Here is a 3,292-nt window from a genome sequence, read left to right on the forward strand (position 1 = left end):
CCCCGCGCCGGCCCGCGGGGGTCGCCCCGGCGAGCCCCCCGGCCCGGCGGGGCGCGCCCGGGGGCAAGGTCTGCGGACGGGAGGTTCCTTCGACCGTGGGCGACGGGGACGAGGCCGCCTGCGGCGAGACCGAGGGTGTGCCGCCGTTCGCCTGCTCCCCGCCGGGTGAGCCGGAGTTCATGAGCAGGACGACGGCGACGACCGGACCGGCGGTCACCACGGCGGCGGCGGCGATGAGGCCGGTACGGCGGTGGGGGCGCCGCGGCCGTGGTGACCGCCGGTGCGGTCGTCGCCGTCGTCCTGCTCATGAACTCCGGCTCACCCGGCGGGGATCAGGCGAACGGCGGCACACCCTCGGTCTCGACGAAGGCGTCCGTGTCCCCGTCGCCCACGGTCGAAGGAACCTCGCGTCCGCAGACCTTGCCACCGGGCGCGCACCGAGAGGCGGGCGGGTTCGCCTGGGCGACCCCCGAGGGCTGGCGCAGGGACGTGAAGACGGGCGCGGAAGTCCACTACACGTCACCGGACGGCAAACAGGAACTCGTGGCGAAGTCCTCGCTGGCCCGCGGCGATCTGATGGAGACCTGGGAGACCTCGGAGGAGAACGCCCACCAGGGCGAGGACTACCGGAAGATCCGGCTGGAGGAGACGAAGTTCCGCGACTACCCGGCGGTCGTCTGGGAGTACACCTTCACCCTCCAGGGCACGAAGTGGCACGCCCGGCTGCTGGGCTTCAACGCGGACGGCAAGTCGTACCAGATCAACACCTGGTACCAGCCCGACATCGAGAACCAGGCGGTGAAGACGTACGACAAGGTCACGGACAGTTTCACGATCCTTTGACGCCGGGAGAGCCGGGAGAGCCGGGAGAGCGGCGGCAAGAGAAAAGGGGCCCCGCGAGAGGGGCCCCTTTCTGCACGCGTGGCGCGTCAGCCGACCTTGACCTCGTCGACCTCGTCGCGCACCTCGGGGGAGACGGCGGCACGGCCGGCACCGATCTTCTCCTTCACGAAGGCGATGGCGAGCACGAATGCCGCGACGAGCAGCGAGAGCAGGACGGTCGTACGTCCGCTGCTCGCCCCCTCGGTGTCGGTCAGCATGTAACCGAGCACGAACACGATCAGTCCGGCCGTCGCCCAGGTGAGATACGGGTACAGCCACATCTTCACGACCAGCTTCTCCGGCTCCTCCGCCTGGATGATCTTCCGCATCCGCAGCTGCGAGAAGCAGATCACCAGCCAGACGAACAGGGCGACCGCGCCGGAGGAGTTGACGAGGAAGAGGAAGACCGTCTTCGGGGACAGGTAGTTGAAGAAGACGGCGACGAAGCCGAAGACGACCGAGGCGAGGATCGCCGTCATCGGCACGCCCCGGCTGTTGGTCCGCGCGAACGACTTGGGCGCGTCGCCGCGCTGGCCGAGCGAGAAGGCCATGCGGGAGGCCGTGTAGAGGCCGGAGTTGAGACAGGACAGCACCGAGGTCAGCACGATGAAGTTCATGATCTGACCGGCGTGCGCGATGCCCAGCGAGTCGAGGGCGGCGACGTAGGAGCCGTCCTTCTTGATGGACGGGTCGTTCCAGGGCAGGAGCGAGACCACGACGAAGATCGAGCCGAGGTAGAAGACACCGACCCGCCAGATGATGCTGTTGGTCGCCTTGGTGACGGCCCGCTGCGGGTTCTCGGACTCACCGGCGGCCAGGGTGGCGATCTCGCTGCCCATGAAGGAGAAGACGACGAGCAGCACACCGGTGAGGATCGCGCCGGCTCCGTGGGGGAGGAAGCCGCCGTGGTCGGTGAGGTTGCCGAGACCGGCCTTGTCGCTGTCGACGCCGGGCAGCACACCGAAGACGGCGAGTCCGCCGATGACGATGAACGCGGCGATCGCGACGACCTTGATGCCGGCGAACCAGAACTCGAACTCGCCGTAGGACCCGACGGAGACCAGGTTGGTCGCGGTCAGCACGATCATCACGATGAGGGCCCAGGCCCACTGGGGCACGGCCGGTATCCAGCCCTCCAGGATCACGGCGCCGGCGGTGGCCTCGACCGCCAGCACCACGACCCAGAAGAACCAGTACAGCCAGCCGATGGAGAACCCGGCCCAGCGGCCGAGCGCGCGGTCGGCGTGCGCCGAGAACGACCCGGAGGTCGGGTTGGCGGCGGACATCTCACCGAGCATCCGCATGACGAGCACCACCATGGTGCCGACGAGGGCGTACGACAGGAGGATGCCGGGTCCCGCGGTGGCGATACCGGAGCTGGATCCGACGAACAGTCCGGCACCGATCACCCCACCGATGGCGATCATCGAGAGGTGACGGTTCTTGAGGCCGGCCTGAAGGCCGTTTCCGGGCGGCTGCGAGGTCATGGGGGGAATTCCTTTGCGCCGGGCGAGCAGTGCCCCGTACGAGCGGCGTACGGATCGGTCCAGTGAATCTGAGGCAAAGGAATTCGTGAACCTTTGATTCCGGATTGTTACTTGAGGTTTTCTTGAGCTTCGATGGTCGGGGTGATAATTTTCCTGGATGACACCCAGGGCTGCTGCCCCGAAACAGTCGTGTCACACTCATCCCATGCGCGTGTATCTCGGCTCCGACCATGCGGGCTTCGAACTCAAGAACCACCTCGTCGACTGGCTCAAGGCGGCCGGTCACGACCCGGTGGACTGCGGCCCCCACATCTATGACGCCCAGGACGACTACCCCCCGTTCTGCCTCCGCGCCGCGGAGCGCACAGCGGCGGACCCGGACTCCCTCGGCATCGTGATCGGCGGCTCCGGCAACGGCGAGCAGATCGCCGCGAACAAGGTCAAGGGCGTCCGCGCGGCGCTGGCCTGGAGCGAGGAGACCGCGTCGCTGGGCCGCCAGCACAACAACGCCAACGTCGTGGCGGTGGGCGCACGCATGCACACCGAGGACGAGGCCACGAAGTTCGTCGAGACCTTCCTCGCCACCCCGTTCTCCGAGGACGCCCGCCACATCCGCCGCATCGACATGCTGGCCGACTACGAGACGACGGGTGACCTGCCGGAGATCCCGGCCCACCACCCTCAGCAGTAGTTCGTCGCCGGGCGCGGGCGCGCGGGGGCTGCTCGCGCAGTTCCCCGCGCCCCTGGGCGGGTTCTTCCCGCCCTGTCCCTTATACACCTCTGACCCTGCCGACGAAGAGGATAGTGTCGATCTCTGTCTTCGCCGCACCATTCAAAACACCACCGAATCAAGCGAACCAGATACAGGTACAACTCCAGCCGCGACCAACCAGCAATCAACCACTAACGCGAAAGAACACCGA

At 67.6% G+C, this 3,292-nt stretch carries 3 protein-coding genes and 1 pseudogene; 2 read left to right on the forward strand and 2 right to left on the reverse strand.

Annotated elements, in window-relative coordinates; translation table 11 throughout:
- A pseudogene (locus HLK59_RS50660) lies at positions 1-220 on the reverse strand (serine/threonine protein kinase); the annotation flags it as partial.
- Between the two features lie 47 nt (positions 221-267).
- On the opposite strand from HLK59_RS50660, the gene HLK59_RS49115 reads away from it, so the two are divergent.
- A complete protein-coding gene (locus tag HLK59_RS49115; RefSeq protein WP_346780007.1) occupies positions 268-843 on the forward strand; it encodes a hypothetical protein in 576 nt (191 codons plus the stop codon).
- Positions 844-929: 86 nt separating this feature from the next.
- Here the strand turns inward: HLK59_RS49115 and HLK59_RS49120 are convergent, their stop codons facing one another.
- Positions 930-2,369 carry an amino acid permease gene (locus HLK59_RS49120; protein ID WP_171148192.1) on the reverse strand — a complete coding sequence of 480 codons (1,440 nt, stop codon included), beginning with the start codon at positions 2,367-2,369 and terminating at the stop codon, positions 930-932.
- Positions 2,370-2,574: 205 nt separating this feature from the next.
- Between HLK59_RS49120 and HLK59_RS49125 the strand changes: the two genes are divergently transcribed.
- Positions 2,575-3,060 (forward strand): ribose-5-phosphate isomerase, encoded by a 486-nt coding sequence (locus HLK59_RS49125; RefSeq protein WP_171148193.1) that lies wholly within the window; start codon positions 2,575-2,577, stop codon positions 3,058-3,060.
- The last annotated feature ends 232 nt before the right edge of the window (positions 3,061-3,292 follow it).

It is taken from the genome of Streptomyces sp. S3(2020) (assembly GCF_013044505.1).
Lineage (GTDB): Bacteria > Actinomycetota > Actinomycetes > Streptomycetales > Streptomycetaceae > Streptomyces.

Coding starts and splice junctions, on each gene's coding strand:
- HLK59_RS49125 (WP_171148193.1), top strand. CDS start 2,575: ATGCGCGTGTATCTCGGCTCCGACCATGCGGGCTTCGAACTCAAGAAC.
- HLK59_RS49120 (WP_171148192.1), bottom strand. CDS start 2,369: ATGACCTCGCAGCCGCCCGGAAACGGCCTTCAGGCCGGCCTCAAGAAC.